The sequence below is a fragment of the Amycolatopsis sp. H20-H5 genome (assembly GCF_035828755.1).
Lineage (GTDB): Bacteria > Actinomycetota > Actinomycetes > Mycobacteriales > Pseudonocardiaceae > Amycolatopsis.
Map to the genome: position 1 here is coordinate 23,925 of NZ_JAYMZS010000027.1, position 24,135 is coordinate 48,059.

Below are 24,135 nucleotides of genomic sequence, written 5' to 3' on the forward strand. Positions count from 1 at the left end.
CGTGGCGCTCTAAGGAGTACACGCGTCCGGTTGGGAGTCATGGGTGAAGCGTCGTAATCCACTGGTGCGCTACGGCGCCGTCCTGGCCGCGAGTCTCGTCTGGTGGGCCCACGCGCCCGTCACGGCCTCGGCCTCCTACGCGGGCGCGGAGGACAACTACGCCGGTTCGCAGATCGCCGCCCACGAAGGCGTCGGCGGCAAACCCGAAGTGGCCTACGGGACCACCGCCCAGGTGCTCGGCCACGACGTCAGCGGGCACCAGGGCGCCGTCGACTGGCCGTCCGCCTGGGGCGCCGGCGGCAAGTTCGCCTACGTGAAGGCGACCGAGGGCACCGGGTTCGTCAACCCGCAGTTCCCCCAGCAGTACAACGGCTCGTACAACGTCGGGATGATCCGCGGCGCGTACCACTTCGCACGGCCGGACGTCTCGGGCGGCGCGGCGCAGGCGAACTACTTCGTCGACCACGGCGGCGCCTGGTCGGGTGACGGCAGGACCCTGCCGGGGGCGCTCGACGCGGAGTACAACCCGTACGGCGAAACCTGTTACGGCAAGGATCCGGCGGGCATGGTCGCCTGGATCCGGGACTTCTCGAACACCTACCGCGGCCGGACCGGCCGTGCGCCGACGATCTACACGTCGACGAGCTGGTGGACGCGCTGCACCGGCAACAACGGCTCGTTCGGCGACAGCCCGCTGTGGCTCGCGCGCTACAACACCAAGGTCGGCGAACTGCCGGCCGGCTGGCCGTTCCAGAGCATCTGGCAGTTCGCGGACGCGGGCAGCCTGCCCGGCGACCAGAACTACTTCAACGGGCCGCTCGACGCGCTGCGCACACTATCGAAGGGTTGACCTGCGAGGACGCCAGTGCGGTGACAAGATCACTAACAGTGGTCCAAGTGGCGGTGTAAATCACCCACGAGAGACCCAAAATTCACGGAACTTAGTGACAAACGCCTCGACGTCATTAACAATCGTGCGCGGACGGCTACCTGCAACTAGCCGTCCTTCGCGAGGGTATCTGTGAAGGGATTGTCGTCATGTCAACTTCCCGAAGAGTCCGACGGCGAGCTTTCGGCGCTGTCATCGCCGCCACGACCGCCGCGCTCCTGCTCAGCGTGACCGTCCAGGCGTCGGCCACCCCCACCGCCGAACCGGCCGCCGCCGGACCGGTGCTGACCGACCAGAACAACCACACACTCGGCTCGCAGATCCGGCGGTTCGAGGGCGGTGACCAGTCGACGCCGGAGACCAAGGCCGCCGCACTTCAGGTGCTGGCCACCGTCGCCGGCATGGACGTCGCCAGCTACCAGGGCAACGTCGACTGGGCGTCCTGGTGGAACCAGGGCAAGCGGTTCGTCTGGACCAAGGCGACCGAGGCGACCAGCTACACCAACCCGTACTTCGCCCAGCAGTACAACGGTTCCTACAACCAGGGCTTCATCCGCGGCGCGTACCACTTCGCCTCCCCGAACACGTCGAGCGGCGCCACGCAGGCCGACTACTTCGTGAACCACGGCGGCGGCTGGTCGGGCGACGGCAAGACGCTGCCAGGGGCGCTCGACATGGAGTACAACCCGAACGGGGCGACCTGTTACGGCCTGAGCCAGGCTTCCATGGGGGCATGGGTCCGCTCGTTCCACGACCAGTACCACGCGCGCACCGGCCGCTGGCCCGTCATCTACACCTCGACGAGCTGGTGGAACCAGTGCGTGGGTTCGTCGCAGACCTTCGGCAGCACGGTGCCACTGTGGGTCGCGCGCTACGCCTCGTCGGTGGGCACGCTGCCGATCGGCTGGAGCTACTACACAGTCTGGCAGTACACCTCGAGCCCGCTGGATCAGGACACCTTCAACGGCGCGTACGACCGGCTGCAGGCACTCGCCAACGGCTGATCGCACCACCGCTCGACGCTCAACCGCGGCTCCCGCCGCGGCTGTCTTCCGGCAGTCGCGGCGGGAGCCGCTTTCGCGCGGCGGCCAGGGTCCTAGCAGAATGCGAGTCGACCCAGCGAGCGAGGCGCGGGGGAACCGTAGTCTCGTGCCCGGCGTCAGAATATGGCGTCGACACGGAAGGCGGACCCATGACCTACCCACCGCAGCCGGGGGATCCCCAGGGCGACCCGAACGCACAGGGCTGGGCGCAGCAGCCCGGGTACGGGCAGCCGCAGTACCCCCAGCAGTGTGGATGGCAGCAGCCGCAGCAACCCCAGCAGCCGCCCGGCTGGGATCAGCAGCAGCAGTACGGGCAGCCGTACCCGACCCAGCAGTACCCGCAGCAGGGCGCGTGGGACCCGAACAACCCCGGCGGGTACGGCCAGGGCTTCGGCGGCCCGCCCCCGCAGCCGCCGAAGAAGAACAAGACCGGCCTGATCATCGGTGGCGCCATCGCGCTGGTGGTTGTCATCGCGCTGGGCGTCACGGGATTCGTCGCGCCGGGCTTCTTCCTCAGCAAGGACTCGACGACGACGGCCGCCGGTCCCGACGCGACCGCGCAGGCGATCGTCGACGGGCTCAACAAGAAGGACAGGGCCGCGCTCACCGCGCTCAAGTGCGGGGACGCCGAGAAGGACATCGACGAGGTCCTCGCCGCACTCGACAGCGTGGCCGACGTCAAGCTTTCCGGCCCGCTGACGAAGGTCTCCGAAAGCGAGTACACCGCGGTCGTCGCGCTGACCATCGACGGCAGGCCGGGCACCACCAAGGGCACCATCGACAGTGCCGGGGACAAGTGGTGCTGGAAGCTGGTCAGCCGCTTCCAGCCGACGGGCAGCAGCAGGCCGACCGGATCGCCGTCGAGCACCTCACCGTCGACGTCGCCGTCCTACCCGCCCTCGGCCGAGGGCGCGGCGTTCATCAAGGACTTCGTCGGCAAGATCAACTCGGGTGACGCGGCGGGCGCGACAGCGCTGGGCTGCCCCAACTTCAAGGATTTGCTGCAGAAGCAGGTCACCGAGTTCGCGGTACCCGGCGCCGCGCTGACGGCCGCCGCCGAGGGCTCCAGCCAGTTCGTCTCCGCCGAGGTCGGCGGGGACGTCAACGGCAAGAAGGTCCGGGGATCGATCCTCGCGCAGGACTCCGGCCAGGGTTTCTGCGTCTCCCTGTTCCTCGTTTTCACCACCCCGTAACCGGTGCCGGACACTCGACGGCAGTGGTGGCGTTCGCCGCTGCTGTGGACGTTCACCTCGTCGCTGCTGCTCCTGGTCGCTGTCGGCGGATGGCTGCTGACGGATCCGGCGACCAGCCGCAGTGACGCGCTGAAGACCGGCGGCCTCGCGGGCGGCGCGATCGTCGCGCTGTACGCGCTGTGGCTCAACGACCGGCGGCGGCGGGTCGAGGAGGGCAGGCAGCAGGTCGAGCAGGACCGGCACGCGCTGGAGATGCGGAAGGCCGACCAGGACCGCGAACGGATCTCGGACGAACGGTTCGCGAAGTCCGTCGAGCTGCTCGGGCACGACGCCGACCAGGTGCGGGTCGGCGCGCTGCACGCGCTGGCGGCGCTGGCGCGCAACCGCGACGGGTACACCCAGACCGTGCTCGACGTGCTGTGCTCGTACCTGCGGCGGCCGTTCACCCATGAGCGCTACACCTCCGGAGAAACCGGCCGGAACAACGGCCAAACCCTGCCCGACAAGCCGGAGCAGGAGCTCGAACTGCAGGTCCGGCTGACCGCGCAGCGGTTGATCAGCGACCTGCTCCCCGCGGCCGGTGACCCGGACGCGCCGGCGTACGACCTCGACCTGACGGGCGCCGCGCTGGAGTACTTCGACCTGTCCGGGCACCGGGTCGGGAAGCTGGTGCTGCGGTATGCCGGGCTGTACAGCAGCACCAACCTCAGCGGCTGCGAGTTCCTCGGGCCGGTGTACTTCACCGGAGCGGGGACGGCGAAAGGCCGTCTGATCGGGATGTTCCGGTGCCGCCAGGCGACGTTCCGGGAGCGCGCCTGGTTCAGCGGGACCGTCTTCACCGAGCTGGCCGACTTCGAGGACACGAGGTTCGACGGCCTCACCGCGTTCAAGGACGCGCGGTTCGCCAAGGACGCGATCTTCACCGGCGCCACCGTCGGGCAGTCACTCGACCTGCGCCGGACCCGGTTCGAGGGCACCGCTTTCCTGGGCTTCGCCGCCACTCCCCACCCGGTCTCGCTCTACCAGACCACGGTGAACCCGGAGAAGGAACACCAGTTGCCCGGCGGCTGGGGAATCGAAACGGCGGCGAACGGGAACGTCCGGCTCACCGTGGTGGAGCGGTGAAACGCGCGCTGAAATCGCCGCTGCTGTGGGTGTTCGTGCTGGCAGGGGCTGTGCTCATTGGGGTCACCGCGTTCCTGCTCGCCGACCCGAAGACCAGCCGCGGCGACGCGCTGAAGACCGGCGGCCTGGCCGGTGGCGCGATCGCGGCGCTCTACGGGCTCTGGCTCAACGACCGGCGGCGGCGCACCGAGGAGGACCGGCACGAGATCGAGCGCGCCCGGATCTCCGACGAGCGGTTCGCCAAGGCCATCGAGCTACTGGGCAGCGACGCCGACCAGGTGCGGGTCGGCGCGATGCACGCGCTGGCCGGGGTGGCGCGGACGCGGCCCGAGTACATCCAGACCGTGCTGGACGTGCTGTGCGCGTATCTGCGGCGGCCGTTCGACAGCCCGGACTTTTCGGCGGCGACGACGGATCTCGCCCGGGAATGGTCGGCGGAGGAGAAAGCCGATTCCAACCGCGAACGGCTGGTCCGGCGGGCCGCCGAACGGCTGATCCGCGACATCCTGCCCTGGGCGGGGACCACCGGACCGACGTTCGGGCTCAACCTCAGCGACGCCCGGATCGATCGGCTCAACCTGACCGCGCGGCGCGTCGGGTGGCTCGGGCTGAGCCGGTCCCAGATCCTGCACGCGCTGGACCTCGAGGACACGGAGCTTTCCGGCAAGGTCCACCTGGACAACGTCGAGTGCTACGGCAACCTGAAGTTCCTGCGCACCGTGTCGAAGCGGGACATCACCATGCGCGAGCTGAACGCGCACCGCCCGGTCGACTTCGGTGAGCTCACCCACGCCGTGCGGCCGGACGTCACCGGGGCGCGTTTCCCGGAGGGGTCGGTGCTGCTGGCGGAGGTACCTGAAGTGTCATGAAAGGGTCTTTCAGGGCAAAAATTGCCCTGAAAGACCCTTTCATGACACTCGGGGGGCTTAGTCGAACAGCGCGGGGAGGGTGGCCTCGAAGGGCTCGCGGAGCTCGGCGATGGTGAACGTCGTGATGTCCTGGAGCTCCAAGGCGCCGGACTCCGGGTCGACGACGCCGGTCTTGCGCCACGGGAGGCCGCGGGCGGTGAGCATCTCCGTGAAGCGGAGCTCCTCGGTGCGCGGTACGGCGACCAGGACGCGGCCGGAGGACTCCGAGAACAGCTGGACGAATGGGTCCTGCTCGGAGTCGAGGAACACCCGGGCGCCGCACTGTCCGATGAGGACGGTCTCGACCAGCGCCTGCGCCAGTCCGCCGTCGGACAGGTCGTGCGCGGCGGAGATCATGCCGTCGCGTGATCCGGCGATGAGGATGTCGGCGAGGAGCTTCTCGCGCGCCAGGTCGACCTTCGGCGGGAGGCCGCCGAGGTGGCCGTGGAGCTCGCGGGCCCACGCGGAGCCGTCGAGCTCGTCGTGGGTGTCGCCGAGCAGGAGCAGGGTCTCCCCCGCCTCCGCGCCGATGCCGGTCGGGATGCGGCGGGTGACGTCGTCGATCACGCCGAGGACGCCGATGACCGGGGTCGGCAGGATCGCCGTGTCACCCGTCTGGTTGAAGAAACTGACGTTGCCGCCGGTGACCGGGATGCCCAGCTCGACACAGCCGTCGGCGATGCCGTGGACGGCCTCGACGAACTGCCACATCACGCCGGGGTCGGTCGGGGCGCCGAAGTTCAGGCAGTCCGAGACCGCGACCGGGGTCGCGCCGCCGGTGGCGACGTTGCGGTACGCCTCCGCCAGCGCGAGCTTCGAGCCGTTGTACGGGTCGAGGTAGACGAACTTCGAGTTGCAGTCCGTCGCCACCGAGACACCAAGGCCGCTCGACTCGTCGATCCGGATCACTCCGGAGTCCGACGGCTGCGAGAGCACGGTGTTGCCGCGCACGTAACGGTCGTACTGGCTGGTGACCCATTCCTTCGACGCCTGGTTGGGCGACGCGATGAGCTTCAGGATGTCGGCGCGCAGTTCGTCCGGAGTGGACGGACGCGGCAGCGAGGCCGAGGTGTCCGCCTGCAGGGCGTCCTGTGTGGACGGACGCTGGACCGGGCGGTCGTACACCGGGCCCTGGTGCGCCACGGTGTGCGCGGGGACGTCGACGACGACCTCGCCGTGCCAGGTGATCTCGAGGTGCTCGCCGTCGGTGACCTCACCGATGTCGGTGGCGATGACGTCCCACTTCTCGCAGACCTTCATGAAGGCCTCGACGTTCTCCGGCGAGACGACCGCGCACATGCGTTCCTGCGACTCGCTGGACAGTACCTCCGCCGGGGTCATTCCCTTGGCACGCAAGGGAACCCGGTCGAGCGCGATATGCATGCCGCCGTCACCGGCCGCGGCCAGCTCGGACGTCGCGCAGGACAGCCCGGCGCCGCCGAGGTCCTGGATGCCGACGACGAGGTGCTGCTGGAACAGCTCGAGACAGCACTCGATGAGCACCTTCTCGGTGAACGGGTCGCCGACCTGGACGCTCGGGAGCTTCTTACGGCCGGTGCTCTCAGATCCGGCGCCGAACGAGTCGCTCGCCAGCACGGACACGCCGCCGATGCCGTCGAGGCCAGTGCGCGCGCCGAACAGGATGATCTTGTTGCCCGCGCCGGAAGCGAACGCGAGGTGCAGGTCCTCGACGCGCATCGCGCCGACACACAGGGCGTTGACCAGCGGGTTACCAGAGTAGCTCTGGTCGAACACGAGCTCGCCGCCGATGTTCGGCAGGCCGAGGCAGTTGCCGTAACCGCCGACCCCGGCGACCACACCGGGCAGCACGCGGCGGGTGTCGGGGGCGTCGGCCGGGCCGAAACGCAGCGCGTCGGCCACGGCGAGCGGGCGCGCGCCCATCGCCATGATGTCGCGGACGATGCCGCCGACGCCGGTCGCGGCGCCCTGGTAAGGCTCCACATAGGACGGATGGTTGTGGCTCTCCACCTTGAAAGTGACGGCCCAGCCATCGCCGATGTCGACGACACCGGCGTTCTCGCCGATGCCCGCGAGCATCTTCGACTTCATCTCGTCGGTGGCGGTCTCGCCGAAGTACGCCAGGTGCTTCTTCGAGGACTTGTACGAGCAGTGCTCGCTCCACATCACCGAGTACATCGCGAGCTCGGCGTCGGTGGGACGGCGGCCCAGGATCTCGCGGATCCGGGCGTACTCGTCCTCGGCCAAGCCCAGCTCGAGATACGGCTGGGTCTGCTCGGGAGTCGCGACAGCGCGCTCGGTGGTGTCGACGGTCACGGTGTCCGCTTCGGGGTTCGCCACGGCCTAAAGACTAGGTCAGCGGCGCGCAGCGTCTCCGTTGAGGGTGGCGGCGGGGGCATGGATGGACTAGGTCAGCGGCGCGCAGCGTCTCGATTGAGGGTGGCGGCGGGGGCATGGATGGATAGGTCAGCGGGTTGGACACCTCGCGTTCGCTTGCTCATAAATCAGTCGCGCTCAGCCGGTATGTCCGCTTACCGTCGACAATCGTGCTCTCCGCCACATATCCGCTCCCGCCCCTGCGCCTGACGTCCCCGGTGACGCCCGGCGGTTACCTCTTGGCCGGGATCCGGGCCAGGCCGGGCCTGATGGCGTTCGCCGCGGTGATCGGCGCGTTGTGGATGCTGCCGATGGCGCTGTTCCCGTTCGTGGTGGGCCGCGGCATCGACGCGATCGGCGCGAAGGACTGGCCGGGGGTCTGGCAATGGGCGGCCGTCGCCGCGGTGCTGGGTGTGGCGCAGGCCGCACTCGGGACGCTCCTGCATTTCACCGACTTCGGCGCTTGGCTGCACGGCGCGGGTTCGACGCAGCGAGTGGCGTCCGCGCACGCCGCGCGGCTCGGCGCCACGCTGCGCGAAGAAACGACCACCGGGAACGTGGTGGCCATCACCTCCAGCGACCTCAATCATGTGGGGGACGTCTACGAGGTCGTCGGCCGCGCGTTCGGCTCGCTGATCGCGTTCGTGGTGTGTGCGGTGGCGCTGCTGAACTCGTCGCTGCTGCTCGGCGTCGTCGCGCTGATCGGCGTGCCGCTGGCCGTGCTGGGCATCGGGCCGTTGCTGGCGCCGTTGCAGAAACGCAAGGCCGTGCAGCGTGAGGACCTCAGCAAGGTCACCGCGCTGGGCGCGGACATCGTGTCCGGCCTGCGGATCCTGCGCGGCGTGGGTGGCGAGAAGCGGTTCAACAGCCGCTTCCACGAGGCCAGCCAGCGGGTCCGGCTGGCCGGGATCGAGGTCGGCCGCAGCGAATCCTGGCTGGCGGGCGCGGAGATCGCGCTGCCGGGGCTGGTCACCGTGGTCATCACCTGGCTCGGCGCGCGACTCGCCGCCGAAGGCACGATCGGCGTCGGCGAACTGGTGGCCTTCTACGGCGTTTCGGCGTTCCTGGTGGTGCCGGTGACTTCCGCGACCGAGGCCGCCGGTGCGCTCAGCTCCGGGCTGGTCGCCGCGCGCAAGGTGTGCGGCCTGCTCAACCTGCGCCCGCGGATCACCGATCCCGAAAACCCCGTCCCGCTGCCGGAAGGCCAGCTGGAGCTGCACGATTCGGCGACCGGGACGACGTTCGCGGCGGGCAGGCTGACCGTGATCGACGCCGGTGCCGAGGCCGAAGCGCTGGCCTCGCGGCTGGCCAGGTTCACCGAAGCCGCCAAGGGTGAGCGGGTGCTGATCGGCGGCGTCCCGGCCGAACAGATCGCGCTCGCCGAGCTCCGGGCCCGCGTCGTCTACGCGCACAACCAGGACCTGTGGTTCTCGGGCGTGCTGGCGCAGCAGCTCGATCCGGCCGGGCCGAGCGAGGTCGGGATCACCGCGGCACTGTTCGCGGCGGACGCCGAGGACATCATCGACGCGCTGCCGAACGGCGTCGAGGAGGTCATCGGCGAACGCGGCCGGGAGGTTTCCGGCGGCCAGCGGCAACGGCTCAACCTGGCCAGGGCGCTGGCGATCGACGCCGACGTGCTGCTGCTCGACGAGCCGACCTCGGCCGTCGACGCGCACACCGAGGCGCGGATCACCGAGCGCGTCGCGCGGTTGCGGCGCGGCAAGACCACCATCGTGTTCAGCCAGAGTCCTTTGTGGACGCACCTGGCCGACGAAGTAGTGAGTTCGAAGGTGCCGGCATGAAGAAGCTACCCCTGGCCTCGACCAGGGAAGTCCGAAAATGGGCGGTGACGACCGCGCGCACGAACGGGCGCGAATTCTCCCTGATGATCGGCACGTTCTGCCTCGCGACGCTGATCGGGCTGGCGGGGCCGCAGCTGCTCGGCCTGCTCGTCGACTCGGTGACGGCGGGCACCACGACCGGGCGGATCGACCTGCTGGCCGGGGTGTTCGTCGTCGTCCTGCTGCTGCAGGCGTGGATCAAGCGGGGCGCCCGGCTGCGCGCGCGGAAGTTCGGCGAGCACGTGCTGGCCGACACCCGCGAGCAGTTCGTCGGCAACGCGCTGACGTTGCCGCTCGGCACCGTCGAGGGGACCGGCACCGGCGACCTGCTCAGCCGCGCGACCACCGACCTCAGCCGGGTCGACCACGCGGTGCGCAACGCCGCGCCGGAGATCCTGGTCGCGATCGTCGCGGTGCTGCTGACCACGGTGGCGATGGTGCTCACGTCGCCGCTGCTGTCGCTGGGCCTGCTGGTCGCGGTGCCACTGCTGGCGGCGACCACCACCTGGTATCAGCGGCGCGTTCCGGCGCGGATGCAGGAGATGCTCGACAGCTGGGGCACCCTGCAGTCCATCACGCACGAGACGGTCGAAGGCTCGCGGACGTCGGAGGCACTGGGCCTGACCGAGCGCCGGGTCGGCTTCGGGCGGCACGCGCTGGACGACGCGCTGCTGGGCGAGCGGAAGCTGCGGGCACTGCAGGTGCGCTGGATGCCGTCACTGGAGATCAGTTACGTGCTGCCCATCGCGGTCATGCTGCTGCTCGGCGCGTTCGCGTACGGCCAGGGCTGGGTAGGCCTCGGAACAGTCACCACCATGCTGCTGTACGCCCAGGCAATGACGACCCCGCTGAACGAAGCCCTGTTCTGGCTGGAAGACCTGCAGGTTTCCCTCGCAGCACTACGACGCGTACTGGGCGTGAAGGCAGTCGAGTCCTCCTCAGCCACCGAAGCACCCTCAGGCCGCGACATCGCGGTGTCGGACGTGCGCTTCGGCTACACAGAGGGACGCGAAGTCCTGCACGGCATCGACCTTCAGGTACCGCGAGGCGAAAGACTGGCAATAGTCGGGCCATCCGGCGCGGGCAAGTCGACACTGGGCAGGCTGCTGGCAGGAATCTCAGCCCCAACCTCAGGTTCGATCCAAATCGGCGGCACAGAAGTCTCAACACTGGCCGACGACGTCCTGCGAGGCGAAGTCCTACTCCTGACCCAGGAACACCACGTCTTCTCAGGAACAGTCCGGGAAAACCTAGCCCTCCCCGCACGCCGCGCGGGCGGCGAATGGACCGACGACGAGCTCAGGAACGCGCTGGCCTCGGTGGGTGCGTCGGCGTGGGTCTCCGCGCTGCCCAACGGGCTTAACACCGAGATCGGCTCGGGCTCACACCCGGTCCCGGCGGGCGTCGCGCAGCAGCTCGCCCTGGCACGCGTCGTCCTGGCAGACCCGCACACGCTGGTACTCGACGAGGCGACTTCGCTGCTGGACACGGGCTCGGCACGGGACCTGGAGCGCTCGCTGAGCGCGGTGCTCAAGGGCCGCACGGTGATCGCGATCGCACACCGCCTACACACAGCGGCAGCAGCCGACCGCGTCGCAGTAATCGAGGCCGGCCGCATAACAGAACTAGGCAGCCACGCCGACCTCCTGACCGCCGACGGCCCCTACGCCGCCCTGGTCGCCGCCGCCAGCTGAAGGCCCCCCTTGGTGCGTTGAACCTGCTGAAGGTCGCCTTTGGTGCGTTGAACGCAGCAAGGGCGACCTTCAGCAGTCCCTAAACCCGACCACAGGGTCTTTCCGAGCTCTGCGAGGGAAGACTTCACGCCGCGCGCCCTCTTTCACGGCCGCCAGGCCGTCCAGAATCGCGACGGCACCCCGGCGCCCTTCCCACTCAACGCGAGTTGCGTACGTAGGTCGCGCCGGGGTGGCGGCGCGATTATGTGAGCGCGCCAGCCAAAATGCTAAAAAACATTCCAAGCCCATCATCCGACGGCCCGGTGAGAGCATCAATCGCGTGCTCCGGATGCGGCATGAGCCCCACAACCCGCCCGTTCTCACTACGAATCCCGGCGATATCGTTCCGCGACCCGTTCGGGTTGCCCCCGACATACCGGAACACGACCCGCTCCTCAGCCTCAAGCTGATCCAAAGTCGCCTGCTCGGCGACATAACACCCGTCGATGTTCTTCATCGGGATGAGGATCTCGGCGCCCTTTTCGTACCGGGTGGTCCACGCCGTCTCGTTGTTCTCGACGCGCAGCCACTGGTCGCGGCAGAGGAAGTGCAGCCCGGCGTTGCGGACCATCGCGCCCGGCAGCAGCCCGGCCTCGCACAGGATCTGGAACCCGTTGCAAATCCCCAGCACCGGCATGCCTTTGTGGGCCGCTTCGATGACCGAGTTCATCACTGGCGCGTACCGGGCGATGACGCCGGCGCGCAGGTAGTCGCCGTAGGAGAAGCCGCCGGGGACGACAACCGCGTCGACGCCCTTCAGGTCCTCGTCGGCGTGCCACAGGGGCACGGCCTCGGCGTCGGCGTAGCGGGCCGCGCGGGCGGCGTCACCGTCGTCGAGGGTGCCGGGGAAGGTGATGACGCCGATGCGGGCGCTCACGACTCGATCCGGCGGATGGTCCACTGCTCGATGACGGGGTTCGCGAGGAAACCCTCGGCGATCTTCTCCAGGGTCTCGTCGTCGACGGTGTCGTCGACCTCGAGTTCGAAGTGCTTGCCCTGGCGGACCTCGGTGACCCCGGTGTATCCCAGCCGCGGCAGGGCGCCCAGCGCGGCCTGGCCCTGCGGGTCGAGGATTTCGGGCTTCGGCATGACGTCGACAACGACTCGGGCCACGGCAGGCTGCTCCTTATTCATGCAGGTCGTGGGTACCGCCCGAGCCTACTTCACTGGTCTTGGCCGCCGACGGACCGGTATCGAGGGGGACCAGGATGAGCTCTCCGCCGCAGGGCCACTACCCGCCCCAGCCGCCACCGAAGAAACACATCGACGATCTGGCTGTGGATCACACTGGTGGTGGCCTGCTCGGCGGCGTCGCCTTCGCCGGTCTGGTGAAGCCGGGGTTCTTCCTCGCCGAGGACACCACCTCGGCCGGGGACGCGGCGCAGGTCGCGCAGTCGTTCACCAACGCCGTGTCCTCGGGTGAGCCGTTCGACCAGCTACTCTGCGGGATCCGGTCGAAGCGCACCTAAGCGGTCGAGCAGGCGCTCCGGGTCACGAGCGACGCCGAGCTGACCGGCGCCGCGCACCGGCGGACCCCGACGAGCAGTCCGCCACGATCAGCACGGGCCGAGGGCGCTGGGGCCTGGCGATCGCGCGGCGGGACGGCCGGTGGTGCGTGCGCGACATCAAGTCCGACGCCGAGCCCGAGCCGATGCCGAGCCAGTCGGAGCAGCCCGGCCCCTGGCCCGGCGTCACGAGCGGGACGGAAGTGGTCGCGAAGTTCGTCGCCGCCGTCGATGCCCGGGACGCCCCGGCCGCGCTGGCCCTGGTGTGCCCGAACGCACCGGCGACCACCCGCGACGGCACCAAGCAGGTCGCGAACGGGGAGCCGGAGTTCACCGTCAAGAGCACGGACGTGCTCCGGACCACGAAGACCACGATCGGCCATCTCGAGGGCAGGCTCGACGGCGTCGCCGGGCCCGGCCGCGTCGATACCGACGACACCGCGGCTCCCGGCCCGTGCGTCGCGGCGTTCTCCCCGGACTCCGACTGACGCGCTCGCGCCACCGGCCCGGCTGGGGGATGCTTCTCTGGCGGAACTGCGTCATGATGACCCCGTTGACGAAGTGCCAACTACTCTGCTGGAGGCATCGTGGCCGGTCAGGACTCGTTCGATTACGTCATCGTCGGAGCGGGCAGCGCGGGCTGCGTGCTGGCGAACAGGCTGAGCGAGGATCCGTCGGCCCAGGTGCTGCTGCTCGAAGCGGGTGGCGAGGACACCGCCGACGAGATCCACATCCCGGCAGCGTTCGCGGCGCTGTTCAAGACGCGCTGGGATTGGAACTACGAGACTGTCGAGCAGAAACACACGGGTAAACGCGAGTACTGGCCGCGCGGGAAGATGCTCGGCGGCTCGTCCTCGATGAACGCGATGATCTACATCCGCGGCAACCGCGCCGACTACGACGGCTGGCGCGACCGGCACGGCGCCGCGGGCTGGGGTTTCGACGACGTCCTGCCGTACTTCAAGAAGGCCGAGGGCAACCAGCGGCTCGGCGGCCCGCTGCACGGCACCGACGGGCCGCTGCACGTCGAGGACCGGCGCTTCACGCACGAGCTGTCCAGCGCGTGGGTCGATTCGGCGGTTTCCTGGGGCCTGAAGCGCAACGACGACTTCAACGGCGAGACGCAGGAAGGCGCCGGGCTGTACCAGGTGACCTGCAAGAAGGGGCAGCGCTGGTCGACCGCCGACGCGTACCTGCGCCCGGCCCTGTCCCGGCCGAACCTCACGGTCCGCACGCACGCGCAGACCACCCGCGTCCTGTTCGAGGGCACCCGCGCGGTCGGCGTGTCCTATTTGGACGGAGGCACGGAGCACGCCGCGCGGGCGGCGTCCGAGGTGGTGCTGTGCGGCGGGGCGATCAACTCACCGCAGCTGCTGATGCTGTCCGGCGTCGGCCCGGCCGAGCACCTGCGTGAGCACGGGATCGACGTCGTGGCCGCGCTTTCCGGCGTCGGCGAGAACCTGCACGACCACCCGGCGTCGCCGATCATCTGGTCCACGCGCGGCACCAGCGACGTCGCCGACTCCGCGACCCCGGCCGGGCTGATCCGCTACCAGCTCACGAAACGCGGCCCGCTGGCGTCCAACATCGGCGAGGCAGGCGCGTTCTTCTCCACTGTGGACGGTCTGGCCGCGCCCAACATGCAGATCCACGTCGCGCCGACCCTGTTCTACGACAACGGGATGCGCGAGCCGACGGTGTCCGGCTTCACCTCGGCGACCACCCTGGTCGACGTCGCGAGCCGGGGCAGGCTGCGACTGAAGTCGGGCAATCCCTTGTGGAAGCCGGAAATCGACCCGGCCTACTACGCCGACCCGGCGGACTTCGAGGCCACCCTGTCGGCGCTGAGGTCACTGATCGAGATCGGCAAGTCCGGCCCGCTGGCGCGCTTCCTCGACAAGCCCTTCCTGCCGGACCGCCACGACCTGGACGACGACGCGCTGGCCGAGCACGCGCGACAGAACACGCAGACGCTGTACCACCCGGTCGGCACCTGCGCGATGGGCACGGGCGAGCACGCCGTGGTCGACCCGGCCCTGAAGGTGCGCGGCGTCGAGGGGCTGCGGGTGGTGGACGCGTCGATCATGCCGGTCGTCCCGCGCGGCAACACGAACGCGCCGACGGTCATGGTGGCGGAGAAGGCCGCCGACCTCATCCGCGGAAAGTAGCCCTCTCACCCGGCCCGAGTTCCGCGAAGTGTCATGAAAGGGTCTTTCAGGGCAATTTTTGTCCTGAAAGACCCTTTCATGACACTCTCGAGGGTCAGCGTTTGCCGTGGAGCACGGTGATCAGCTTGGCCACCAGCGCGTCGGTCTTTTCCTTGCGCTGGAACGTGGTGAGGGCGATCGGGGCGGTGAAGCGCTGGCGGGCGATGGACTTGGGGCGGGCGAACTCGCGCAGGCCCTCGGGGCCGTGGATGCGGCCGAAGCCCGAGTCGCCGACGCCGCCGAACGGCAGTGAGGCGATGCCCGCGAAGGACAGCGGGGCGTTGATGGACGTCATCCCGGAGCGCAGGCGGCCGGCGAGTTCCATGCCGCGGGCCTTCGAGAACACCGTGGAGCCCAGGCCGTAGCGCGTGTCGTTGGCCTTCTCGACGGCCTCGTCCATGTCGCGCACCTTGGCGATGGTCACGGTCGGGCCGAAGGTCTCCTCCTGCACGGCCTCGGCGTCCTCGGGCACGTCGACCAGGACGGTCGGCTGGACGTACCGGTCGCCGACCGCGTCGACGCCGCCGACCAGCGCCCTTCCGCCGCTGGCCAGCGCGCCGGTGATGTGCCGCTTGATGACCGCGAGCTGCGACGGCATCGTCACCGGGCCGTACTGCGCGGCCTCGTCCGAACCCGCGCGGACGTCGCGCGACTTCTCGACGACCTTCGCGACGAACGCGTCGTGCACCCGTTCGTGGACGTAGACGCGCTCGACGCCGATGCAGGTCTGGCCGGAGTTGGAGAACGCGCCCCAGACCGTCGCGTCGGCGGCGGCGTCGAGGTCGGCGTCCGCGTCGACCAGCACCGCGTCCTTGCCGCCCGCCTCGATGATCACCGGGGTCAGCGTGTCGGCCGCGGCGGCCATGATCCGCTTGCCGGTCGCGGTCGAGCCGGTGAACGCGATCTTGCCGACGCCCGAGGTGACCAGCGCCGCGCCGGTCTCGCCGAAGCCGGTGATCAGCTGCAGCACCGGCTGTTCCGGAACGACCTCGTTGAACGCGTCGACCAGCCATTTCCCGACGCCGGGGGTGTACTCGCTGGGCTTGAACACCACGGCGTTGCCCGCGGCGAGCGCGTACGCGATCGAGCCGAGCGGAGTGAACACCGGGTAGTTCCACGGCCCGATCACGCCGACCACGCCGAGCGGCTGGTACTCGACGGTCGCGGCCTGGTTCGACATCAGCAGCCCGGCCGACCGGCGCTGCCTGCCGAGGATCTTGCGCGCGTGCTTGCCCGCCCACGCGATGTGCTCGATGGCGAGCACGCTCTCCAGCTGGGCGTCGGCGATCGGCTTGCCGGTCTCGTCGCGCACGACCTGACACAGCTGCGGCAGCCGCCGGGCGATGACGCCCTTCCAGCGGCGCAGGCGTTCCGCGCGGCCGTCGAAGCCCAGGCCCGCCCACCACACGGCTGCTTCGCGCGCGGCGTCGACGGTGGCCCGGACGTCCGCGGCGGTGTGCACCGGGTAGGTCCCGACCACCTCGTCGGTCGCGGGGCTGAGCGAATCGAACGTCTCCTCCACGCTGGGGAGGGTCGTCTTCGGCTGGACGGCGGTCATCGGCGTCTCCCGTGATCTCGGCTGAACCCTCAGGTTACGAGGTAACTGGCGATGTGCCAACAGCTCGTCCTGGCCTGCTCACCAGCATCGCACAAGCGAGCGAGGCCGCAAGGACACCGAGCAGCGGCGCGAGTCGGAGTGGCCGCACTCCACCGGAGGACCGGACTTGGCGAGGCGCTGCCGCGGGCCTAGGCTGGAAACGATCACAGGTTGAGGAGATCCAATGCGTATTGTCCACTTTGGACACTCTTGCGTACTGCTGGAAACCGGACACAGCCGGATCCTGATCGATCCTGGCACGTTCTCCGCCGGGTTCGAGAAAGAGCGCGAACTGGACGCCGTGCTGATCACCCACCAGCACTTCGACCACCTCGACACCGAGCGCCTGCCCGCGTTGCTGGCGGCCAATCCGGACGCGAAACTGATCGTGGACCCGGGATCGGTCGAGACCGTCGAGAAGCTCGGCGTCGTGTTCCAGGTCGCGAAGCCGGGCGACGCGTTCGGCATCGGCGAGACCGCGCTGAATGTCGTCGGGGGCGACCACGCGGCGATCTACGGCGATTTCCCCGGCATCCCGAACGTCGGCTACATCGTCGACCACGGCGCGTTCTACCACCCCGGCGACTCGTTCTTCGTGCCCGAGCAGAAGATCGACGTGCTCGGCCTGCCGACCGGCGCGCCCTGGCTGAAGCTGGGCGAGGCCATCGACTACCTGCGTGCCGTCGCCCCGCGGCTCGCGGTGCCGATCCATGAAGCCGTGCTCAGCAGGCCGGGGATGCACTACGGCATGTTCACCAATTTCGCGCCCGACGGCACCGAGGTCAAGGTTCTCGACCCCGGTGAGCTCACGAAGCTGTAGCGAGTCGCGGCGGGTGACGAAGGGAACATTCGGGGCGTCTAACGCTCTGAAGGTGGCCTTCAGGGACTTGTGGTTCGGGGGGTCAGGCGGCGACTTGGCGGCGGATCGCGCCGTAGGTGGTGCCGAAGGCGCGGTTTTCCAGTGCGACGTCGACGGCGTCGAGGAACGCCTGGCGCAGGCCTGGCCGGATCAGGTCCGCCGCGTCGACGCCAAGGCGGACCAGGCCGCCGCGGCGGGCGGCGCGGGCGGCCGCCAGCACCAGCGCGAAACAGCGCACGGTCTCGGTGCGCTGCGACTGGCTCGCGAACTCCTGGACCCTGGCACGGTGAATCTCGCCGGTCGTGAGGTCGCGGACCGACACCAGGTCCGCGCACAGCGTGAATCCGTGCTCCCGCAGGGCCTGCAGGGTGCCCGGCGACGCGAGCCAGCGCGGCGGCGCGAAGCCGTCGACGGCCAGGCCGGTGGTGTCGAGGGCGGCCTTCGCGGCGATAAGACGCAGGCGCGCCTCGTGTGCGGGGAGGGTGGCGAACTCGGCCTTCTTGCCGAGGTGCACCGTGCGGTGAGTGGGCGTGATCCGGTGGTCGTAGCCGTGCAGCAGCACGGAATCACCACCGGCGGCCCGGCCCCGGACCCACTGGGTCACGGCGCCTTCGCCGGTCCTGGCCGCGTAGAGCACGGACAGCGGGACCTGGCGGCGGTCGAGTTCGGCTGCGAGGTCGGCGCAGCGATGCAGCGTCCGGGCGGTCAGGCCGGACAGCGAAACCAGCAGCTTGGCGTCCACGCTGCTCATTAGGCGCGCTCAGAGTGACCGCCAAGCGACTGAGAGGTTACCGCCGGGCGAGCGTCGCGACGACATTTCCGATTCGCCCCACCAGCTCGGGGTCCTCGACGCGCCCGTCCGACACCGCTTCACGCGGAATCGGGATCCGCGCGCAGGCCTCTTCGACGATCATCGTGCCCGCATACGTCAGCACCTTGCGCAGCGAATCGTGGGCGTCGCCGCCGCCCGTCGGCGCGGCCACCGACGAAGCGTTGATCCACCCCACCGGCTTCTGGTAGATCTCGCCGCCGCCGACCGTCCAGTCCAGCAGGTTCTTGAACGAACCCGGCAGCCCACCGGCGTACTCGGGGGTGCAGAACAGCACCGCGTCCGCCTCCCCGATCGTCGCCCGCAGCAGGGCGACGGCGGGGTGCAGCGGCTCGCGGTCGTCGTCGGGGTTGAAGTGCGGGAGGTCGCCCAAGCCCTCGTACACCTGCGCGTCGTCGAACGTCGCGGCCGTGCGCACCACGGCGGCGTTGCTGGACCCGGCCCGCAAGCTGCCGCAGATGAGCAGGATCACGCCGGCCAGTCCGCCAGCGAGCGGCCGGTGATGCGCTCGTACGCCTCGACGTACCGGCCGCGCGTGGCCAGCGCCACCTCGTCGGGCAGCGGCGGCGGCTGGGTGTTGGACTCGCGGTCCCAGCCGGACGCCGGGCTGGTCAGCCAGTCGCGCACGTACTGCTTGTCGAACGACGGCTGCGAGTGGCCCGCCTGGTAGCCCTCGGACGGCCAATACCGCGACGAGTCCGGAGTCAGCACCTCGTCGGCGAGGACCAGGTTCCCGTCGTTGTCGCGGCCGAACTCGAACTTCGTGTCGGCGAGCAGGATGCCGCGCTCGGCGGCGAGCTCGGCGCCGCGGCGGTAGATCGCCAGGGTCGCGTCGCGGACTTCCTCGGCGCGCTTCTTGCCGATCTTCTCGGCGACGTGCTCGAAGGTGACGTTCTCGTCGTGCTCGCCGAGGTCGGCCTTGCTGGCCGGGGTGAAGATCGGCTCCGGCAGCCTCGACGACTCGACCAGCCCGGCGGGCAGCTCGACGCCGCAGACCGAGCCGGTCGCGGTGTAGTCGCTGAAGCCCGAACCGGTCAGGTAACCACGCGCGACGGCCTCGACCGGCAGCATCTCGAGCCGCCTGACCAGCAGCGCGCGTCCGCGGACCTCGGCGGGGATGCGCGGATCGTCGTAGGCGACCAGGTGGTTCGGGAGCAGGTCGGCGAGCTGCTCGAACCAGAACACGCTCATCGCGGTCAGCACGCGGCCCTTGTCCGGGATCGGCGTGTCGAGGACGAAGTCGTAGGCCGAGATCCGGTCGGAGGTCACGAGCAGCAGGTGCTCGTCCCCGACGGCGTAGAGCTCACGGACCTTGCCGGCGGCGATTTTCGGGTATTCGGCGAGCGTCGTCACGGCTGAACCCTAACCAACCTCCGGCCTGGGAGAATGCGGGGCATGGAGTACCACTGGATCTCCTTCACCACCGACTACGGCCTGCGCGACGGCTTCGTCGCCGCCTGTCACGGCGTCATCGCCCGCGTCGCACCCTCCGTGCGGGTGATCGACATCACCCACGTGGTGCCCCCGCAGCTCGTCCGGCACGGCGCGACCGTGCTCGCCGACACCGTCGCCTACCTGCCAGAGGCGGTGCATCTCGCGGTGGTCGACCCCGGCGTGGGCACCCGGCGGCGCGGAGTCGTGGTCGTCGCCGCGAACGGACTGCTCGTCGGCCCCGACAACGGCCTCCTGTTACCAGCCGCCGAAGCGCTCGGTGGCGTCCTGGCGGCCTACGCGCTCGTCGCCCCCGACTACCGGACGGCCACGACTTCGGCGACGTTCCACGGGCGTGACGTCTTCGCCCCGGCGGCCGCGCACCTGGCGCTCGGAGTCGCGCCGGAGGCGTTCGGGCCGCCGGTCGAGGACCTCGTCCGGCTGCCGGACCCGCTGGTCGCGGCGTTTCCCGGCAAGCTGGTGTCCGAGGTGCTGACGGTGGACCACTTCGGCAACCTCGCACTCGCGGCGACGCCGGAGGACCTGCGGCTGAGCGGGCTCGGCCCGAGGGTGTGCGTCTACAGCGAGCGGACCGTGGTGACCGCGGCACTGGGCCGCACCTTCGCGGACGTGGCGCCGGGTGCCCCGGTGCTCTACACCGATTCGGCCGGGCGGCTCGCGGTCGCGATCAACCGCGGGTCGGCGGCCGAGGCGCTCGACGTCGGTCCGGCCCAGGAGCTGACGATCACGGCGTCGCCGACGGCGACCTGACCCGGCCGGGTGACGACCGCCTTCATCCCGAACACGACCCCGCCCTCGGGATCGCGGCGGTAACCGGCGAGCGAGCGGATCGGCTCGGGACCCGCCTTCGCGCCGGTCTCCTGGTCGACCATCGGCACCGTGCAGCGCACGCACTTCATCGCGTAGCCGATCCCGACCCCGCCGATGGACATCTCGCGCACCTCGTCCTCGGTGTGCGGTTCACGCCAGCCGGACACGATCATGTTGGGGCGGAAGCGATCCATCGGCACCGGCTCGGCGCCGCGCTCGAGGATGCGGTCGTTCAGATTGTCCAAAGAGGACTCGGAGAGCACGAGCAGCGCGTGCCCGTCGGCGAACCAGGCGGTGCCCGCGCGCTCCCCGTGGGTGATCCGCTCGTGGTCCGGCGCGACCCGCACGAGCACGGACGGCACGCCCAGCACCGCCGAGAACCACTCGGCCGCGGCGTCGCCCTGGTGCACGGCCTCGCCCTGCCACCGGAAGTTCTCGGCCCGATGCCGGTCACCCTCAGCCACGACGTCCAGCACGAAATCGCCGACACCGGGAGCGCTCAGCGCGAGCCGCCGCCCGCCGTCCAGCACGACCGGGCGGATGGCGGCCATCACGGGGTGGCGGCGCTGGCTGCGGAACACGCCGTCGGGCGCGACGACCATGAACTCCCGATCGTGCGCCAGCCCGGCCGGGCCGACGTCCGCACTACGCACCGACGTCCCCGCGCACCCCTTGACCGGGTAGTACACCAGCCCCGTAACCCTCACCATGTCCGCGAGATTACCGGGCTCCGAGTGTCATGAAAGGGTCTTTGCGGGCAGAAAGTGTCCGCAAAGACCCTTTCATGACACTTTGAGCGGACTACAGGACCTGCGAGAGGAAGCGTTGCAGCCGGGGGCTCTGGGGAGAGTCGAAGACCGCCTCCGGCGTGCCCTGCTCGACGATCTTGCCCGCGTCCATGAACGCGACCTCGTCGGCGACGCCGCGGGCGAAGCCCATCTCGTGGGTGACCACGAGCAGCGTCAGGCCGCGCTCGGCGAGCCCGGCCATCAGGGTGAGGACGCCCTTGACCAGCTCCGGGTCGAGGGCGCTGGTGGCCTCGTCGAACAGCATGACCTCGGGTTCCATCGCGAGCGCACGGGCGATCGCGACGCGCTGCTGCTGGCCGCCGGAAAGCGCGCTCGGCCGGTACGGGGCCTTGTCCGACAGGTCGACCTCGGCCAGCCGGGCGTGCGCGATCTCGGTGGCCTCCTCCTTGCTGAGCTTGCGCACGCTGCGCAGCGGCAGCGTGATGTTGTCCAGCACGGTCCGGTGCCCGAACAGGTTGAAGTGCTGGAACACCATCCCGACGCGCTGGCGCAGCTCGTCCGGGTTGGTGGTGATCTCGCTCTTGCCGTCGAGCAGCAGGTCGCCGGAGTCGGGCTCCTGCAGCCGGTTGACGCAGCGCAGCAGCGTCGACTTTCCCGAGCCGGACGGACCGATGACGCAGGTCGTGCTGCCGTTGGGCACCTTGAGGTCGACGCCGCGCAGCACCTCCAGCGTGCCGAAGGTGACGTGGATGTCCTTCAGTTCCACACTCGACGATCGCACCGGCGCCTGCGCGGTCATGCCATGCCTCCGGTCGAGTACTGACTCGGGTCGTAGTTGATGTTCGGGTTCACCGTGTCGATCTTGCGCCCGGTCCGCAGCTTCTTGTCGATGTAGTTCACCAGGTGCGTCAGCGGCACGGTCATCAGCAGGTAGAAGAACCCGGCCGCGACCAGCGGCGAGAGGTTCCCGTTGGTCGCCGCGGCGTCCTGCCCGATGCGGAACAGTTCGCGCTGCGACGCCAGCAGGCCGAGGAAGTACACCAGGCTGGAATCCTTGATCAGCGCGATGAACTGGTTCACCAGCGAGGGCAGCACCGCCCGCACGCCCTGCGGGATGACCACCAGCAGCATTGCCTTGCCGTACGTCATCCCCAGCGCGCGGCTGGCCTCGAGCTGTCCCTTTTCGATGCTCTGGATGCCGGACCGGAAGATCTCGCCGATGTAGGCCGCGGCGATCAGGCTCAGCGCGAGAATGCCGAGCGGGTAAGGGTTCGTGCCGACGATCGGCCGCGCGACGGTGCCGAGGCCCTGGCCGATCAGCAGGATCGTCAGGATGGCGGGCAGCCCGCGGAAGATGTCCGTGTACACCCGGGCGGGCCAGCGCAACCACCGTTTCGTGGACAGCCCCATGACGGCCAGGACCATGCCGAGCACTGTCGCGATCACCGCGGACGACAGCGCCAGGATCAGCGTGTTGAGCAGGCCGATGCCGAGCAGGGCCGGGAAGACCTGGGTGATGTAGTCCCAGTTGAGGAAGGTGTTGAGCAGATCCCCCATGTCATTTTCCGCCGGGCTTGAACTCGGCGGGCTCCGGGGCGTTCGGGATGAACTGCTGGTGCAGTTTCAGCCAGGTGCCGTCCGCGATGGCCTTCTTGAGCCCGTCGTTGACCTTGGTGATCAGCTCGGTGTTGCCCTTCTTGAACGCGTAGCCATGCGGGGTGTCGGTGGTGAACGCCTTCACGATCTTCAGGTTCGCCGTGGGGTTGGCCTTGATGTAGGCCTCCGCGGTGTCCTGGTCGAACACGGTGGCGTCGATGGCGTCCGTCTTCAGCGCGCTCAGCGACGCCGAGTCGTTCGGGAAGCGCACCAGCTGCGCGGTAGGCACGTTCGTGGCCACCCAGGTCTCCGACGCGGTGCCCTGCACAACACCGATCCGCTTGCCGGGCAACGACTTCTCGTCGGCGATCGGCGAGCTCTGCTTCGCCTCGATGGCGAGCGACTGGTAGTTGTACGGTGCCGAGAAGTCGACCGTCTTCTTGCGCTCGGCCGTCTGCGCGATGGCGCAGCTCGCGATGTCCGACTGCCCGCCCGCGACCCGGCCCAGCAGCGCCGAGAAGTCCGTCGCGACGAACTCGACCTTGAAGTTCTCCTTGTTCGCGATGTCCTTCAGGAGTTCGTTGTCGAAGCCGGTGTACTGGCCGTCCTTCTGGAACGTGTTCGGTGGGGAGTCGCTGAGCGTGGCGACCCGCACGACCGAACCGCTGTCTCCACTCCCACCGCCGCAGGCCGTGACGGCCAGCATCACCGCGGCGGCGACCGTCGCGAGCAGAGTCTTCTTCATCGGAACTCCTTGCGTCTCAGCCCTTGAATTCGGCGGGCACCGGGGCCGTCGGCAGGAACTGCTGGTGCAGTTTCACCCAGGTGCCGTCGGCGACGACCTGCTTGAGCCCCTCGTTCAGTTTTCCGAGCAGTTCGGTGTTGCCTTTTTTCACCGCGAACCCGTGCGGAACATCAGTGGTGAACGACTTGACTACGGTCAATTTCGCGGCGCGGGCGCGTAACCGGGGAAGCGGACGGCCTGCGCGGCCGGAACCGTCGAGGTCAGCCAGTTGTCACCGACGGTCGCCTGGATGACGGCGACCCGCTTGCCTGCCAGAGCGGCCTCGTCGGTGATAGGAGAGCCCTCCTTGACCTGGATGCTCATGACCTCGAAATTGTAGGCGCCGGAGAAGTCTACCGTCTTTTTTCGCTCTTCGGTCTGCGCGATCGCGGAACTGGCGATCGCGAATTGCCCGCCCGCGACCTGTCCGAGCAGCGACGAAAAGTCCGTCGCGGCGAATTCGAGCTTCAAATTCTGCTTCACCGCGACGGCTTTCAGGAGCTCGTTGTCGAAACCGGTGTAGTTGCCCTTGTCGACATAGACGTTCGGCGGGGCGTCGCTGAGAGTGCCGACGCGCAGGGTGTCGCTGTCGCCGCCGCACGCGGTGAGCGCGGCGAGCAGGCTAGCGGCCAGTACGGCGATGAGGGTTTTCCGCATGAC

23 protein-coding genes and 1 pseudogene are annotated in these 24,135 nt (G+C 69.3%); 12 read left to right on the forward strand and 12 right to left on the reverse strand.

Going from position 1 to position 24,135, the window contains the following annotated elements; all coding sequences use genetic code 11:
* Positions 1-43: 43 nt before the first annotated feature.
* The 5 genes from QMK34_RS17325 (at position 44) to QMK34_RS17345 (ending at position 5,119) form a co-directional block, all read left to right on the forward strand.
* Entirely contained in the window at positions 44-850 is an 807-nt protein-coding gene (locus tag QMK34_RS17325) for a lysozyme (protein WP_326415050.1), read from the forward strand.
* A 188-nt stretch (positions 851-1,038) separates the two neighbouring features.
* A complete protein-coding gene (locus QMK34_RS17330) occupies positions 1,039-1,893 on the forward strand; it encodes a lysozyme (protein WP_326415051.1) in 855 nt (284 codons plus the stop codon).
* A gap of 188 nt (positions 1,894-2,081) precedes the next feature.
* The gene (locus QMK34_RS17335; RefSeq protein WP_326415052.1) at positions 2,082-3,125 is read left to right on the forward strand and encodes a hypothetical protein; all 1,044 of its coding nucleotides are present in this window, start codon (positions 2,082-2,084) and stop codon (positions 3,123-3,125) included.
* 3 nt (positions 3,126-3,128) lie between these two features.
* Positions 3,129-4,250: a pentapeptide repeat-containing protein gene (locus QMK34_RS17340; protein ID WP_326415053.1), complete on the forward strand. Its 1,122-nt coding sequence runs from the start codon at positions 3,129-3,131 to the stop codon at positions 4,248-4,250.
* Complete coding sequence (locus tag QMK34_RS17345; RefSeq protein ID WP_326415054.1) at positions 4,247-5,119, forward strand: hypothetical protein; 873 nt, start codon at positions 4,247-4,249, stop codon at positions 5,117-5,119. The genes QMK34_RS17340 and QMK34_RS17345 overlap by 4 nt, the downstream gene beginning before the upstream one ends.
* 57 nt (positions 5,120-5,176) lie before the next feature.
* Here QMK34_RS17345 and purL read toward each other — a convergent pair whose 3' ends face one another.
* Positions 5,177-7,477, reverse strand: a complete 2,301-nt coding sequence (gene purL, locus QMK34_RS17350) for a phosphoribosylformylglycinamidine synthase subunit PurL (RefSeq protein ID WP_326415055.1) — start codon at positions 7,475-7,477, stop codon at positions 5,177-5,179.
* A 206-nt stretch (positions 7,478-7,683) separates the two neighbouring features.
* Between purL and QMK34_RS17355 the strand changes: the two genes are divergently transcribed.
* Both QMK34_RS17355 and QMK34_RS17360 read left to right on the forward strand, forming a co-directional pair.
* On the forward strand, positions 7,684-9,315 hold the full coding sequence (locus QMK34_RS17355; protein ID WP_326415056.1) for an ABC transporter ATP-binding protein: 1,632 nt from the start codon (positions 7,684-7,686) through the stop codon (positions 9,313-9,315).
* Entirely contained in the window at positions 9,312-11,048 is a 1,737-nt protein-coding gene (locus QMK34_RS17360) for an ABC transporter ATP-binding protein (RefSeq protein WP_326415057.1), read from the forward strand. Before QMK34_RS17355 ends, QMK34_RS17360 begins: the two co-directional genes overlap by 4 nt.
* A 241-nt stretch (positions 11,049-11,289) precedes the next feature.
* Here QMK34_RS17360 and purQ read toward each other — a convergent pair whose 3' ends face one another.
* Together purQ and purS are read right to left on the reverse strand one after the other, a co-directional pair.
* A complete protein-coding gene (purQ, locus tag QMK34_RS17365) occupies positions 11,290-11,964 on the reverse strand; it encodes a phosphoribosylformylglycinamidine synthase subunit PurQ (protein ID WP_326415058.1) in 675 nt (224 codons plus the stop codon).
* Positions 11,961-12,200, reverse strand: coding sequence for a phosphoribosylformylglycinamidine synthase subunit PurS (gene purS, locus QMK34_RS17370; protein WP_326415059.1), 240 nt, complete (start codon positions 12,198-12,200; stop codon positions 11,961-11,963). The genes purQ and purS overlap by 4 nt, the downstream gene beginning before the upstream one ends.
* 95 nt (positions 12,201-12,295) lie before the next feature.
* On the opposite strand from purS, the gene QMK34_RS17375 reads away from it, so the two are divergent.
* The 3 genes from QMK34_RS17375 to QMK34_RS17385 all read left to right on the forward strand — a co-directional run bounded on the left by QMK34_RS17375 (position 12,296) and on the right by QMK34_RS17385 (position 14,760).
* Positions 12,296-12,556: a hypothetical protein gene (locus QMK34_RS17375; protein ID WP_326415061.1), complete on the forward strand. Its 261-nt coding sequence runs from the start codon at positions 12,296-12,298 to the stop codon at positions 12,554-12,556.
* A 146-nt stretch (positions 12,557-12,702) separates the two neighbouring features.
* A complete protein-coding gene (locus QMK34_RS17380) occupies positions 12,703-13,080 on the forward strand; it encodes a hypothetical protein (protein ID WP_326415062.1) in 378 nt (125 codons plus the stop codon).
* Positions 13,081-13,179: 99 nt separating this feature from the next.
* Entirely contained in the window at positions 13,180-14,760 is a 1,581-nt protein-coding gene (locus QMK34_RS17385) for a GMC family oxidoreductase (protein ID WP_326415063.1), read from the forward strand.
* A gap of 94 nt (positions 14,761-14,854) precedes the next feature.
* Here the strand turns inward: QMK34_RS17385 and QMK34_RS17390 are convergent, their stop codons facing one another.
* Entirely contained in the window at positions 14,855-16,357 is a 1,503-nt protein-coding gene (locus QMK34_RS17390) for an aldehyde dehydrogenase family protein (protein WP_326415064.1), read from the reverse strand.
* A gap of 223 nt (positions 16,358-16,580) precedes the next feature.
* Here QMK34_RS17390 and QMK34_RS17395 point away from each other — a divergent pair, with 223 nt between their 5' ends.
* Positions 16,581-17,216 carry an MBL fold metallo-hydrolase gene (locus QMK34_RS17395; protein WP_326415065.1) on the forward strand — a complete coding sequence of 212 codons (636 nt, stop codon included), beginning with the start codon at positions 16,581-16,583 and terminating at the stop codon, positions 17,214-17,216.
* 82 nt (positions 17,217-17,298) lie between these two features.
* Here QMK34_RS17395 and QMK34_RS17400 read toward each other — a convergent pair whose 3' ends face one another.
* From QMK34_RS17400 to QMK34_RS17410, 3 genes are read right to left on the reverse strand one after another with little or no spacing between them, the layout of a single operon-like run.
* Positions 17,299-18,006, reverse strand: coding sequence for a DUF2334 domain-containing protein (locus QMK34_RS17400; protein ID WP_326415066.1), 708 nt, complete (start codon positions 18,004-18,006; stop codon positions 17,299-17,301).
* A 37-nt stretch (positions 18,007-18,043) separates the two neighbouring features.
* Positions 18,044-18,556: an NADPH-dependent FMN reductase gene (locus QMK34_RS17405; RefSeq protein ID WP_326415067.1), complete on the reverse strand. Its 513-nt coding sequence runs from the start codon at positions 18,554-18,556 to the stop codon at positions 18,044-18,046.
* Positions 18,553-19,437, reverse strand: coding sequence for a phosphoribosylaminoimidazolesuccinocarboxamide synthase (locus QMK34_RS17410; RefSeq protein WP_326415069.1), 885 nt, complete (start codon positions 19,435-19,437; stop codon positions 18,553-18,555). The genes QMK34_RS17405 and QMK34_RS17410 overlap by 4 nt, the downstream gene beginning before the upstream one ends.
* A 42-nt stretch (positions 19,438-19,479) precedes the next feature.
* Between QMK34_RS17410 and QMK34_RS17415 the strand changes: the two genes are divergently transcribed.
* Positions 19,480-20,286 (forward strand): SAM hydrolase/SAM-dependent halogenase family protein, encoded by an 807-nt coding sequence (locus QMK34_RS17415; protein ID WP_326415070.1) that lies wholly within the window; start codon positions 19,480-19,482, stop codon positions 20,284-20,286.
* Here the strand turns inward: QMK34_RS17415 and QMK34_RS17420 are convergent.
* The 5 genes and pseudogenes from QMK34_RS17420 to QMK34_RS17440 all read right to left on the reverse strand — a co-directional run bounded on the left by QMK34_RS17420 (position 20,169) and on the right by QMK34_RS17440 (position 24,132).
* Entirely contained in the window at positions 20,169-21,056 is an 888-nt protein-coding gene (locus QMK34_RS17420; RefSeq protein WP_326415071.1) for an MOSC domain-containing protein, read from the reverse strand. The two genes, QMK34_RS17415 and QMK34_RS17420, sit on opposite strands and share 118 nt — an antisense overlap.
* Before the next feature lie 91 nt (positions 21,057-21,147).
* Entirely contained in the window at positions 21,148-21,894 is a 747-nt protein-coding gene (locus QMK34_RS17425) for an amino acid ABC transporter ATP-binding protein (protein ID WP_326415072.1), read from the reverse strand.
* Positions 21,891-22,652, reverse strand: coding sequence for an amino acid ABC transporter permease (locus QMK34_RS17430; RefSeq protein WP_326415073.1), 762 nt, complete (start codon positions 22,650-22,652; stop codon positions 21,891-21,893). The genes QMK34_RS17425 and QMK34_RS17430 overlap by 4 nt, the downstream gene beginning before the upstream one ends.
* A gap of 1 nt (position 22,653) precedes the next feature.
* Positions 22,654-23,436, reverse strand: coding sequence for an ABC transporter substrate-binding protein (locus tag QMK34_RS17435; protein ID WP_326415074.1), 783 nt, complete (start codon positions 23,434-23,436; stop codon positions 22,654-22,656).
* A 16-nt stretch (positions 23,437-23,452) separates the two neighbouring features.
* Positions 23,453-24,132 (reverse strand): annotated as a pseudogene (locus tag QMK34_RS17440) (ABC transporter substrate-binding protein).
* Positions 24,133-24,135 lie beyond the last annotated feature (3 nt).